General features: G+C 41.8%; 1 protein-coding gene. It reads right to left on the reverse strand.

Annotated elements, in window-relative coordinates; genetic code table 11:
• Window positions 1-29: 29 nt before the first annotated feature.
• The coding region (locus A3761_RS07095) for a DUF3301 domain-containing protein (protein ID WP_082870198.1) at window positions 30-359 on the reverse strand (330 nt) is incomplete at its 5' end.

Raw genomic sequence — 359 nt, forward strand, 5'->3', positions numbered from 1 at the left:
ATACAAATTAACCACTTCCAATAATAAAACTATTCCACTCGATGTGGTGCCAATTTGACCCCTTGAACACGTGCTCCGGCCATCTTCACACTACCTTTATAACGATCTTCTCCTGTAGAACTGAACTCAAAACCATATTCACGAATAATCTGTAAGCGCCCAGCATTCCCTCTCTTGAGCTTCAATGAGCGCAAAACGACTGTCTGGTCAAGAATACTTAAGTCCAATTCACGACAATGCTTCGCCGCGGCTCTTAGAGCAATATCTTTTAACTCTCTTGCTTTAAGCCAATACCAAACAATCAGGCAGACAAGCAACGTCAGAACCAATGATCTTAAAGACAATATAACCTCCGCATT

Source organism: Oleiphilus sp. HI0123 (genome assembly GCF_001635315.1).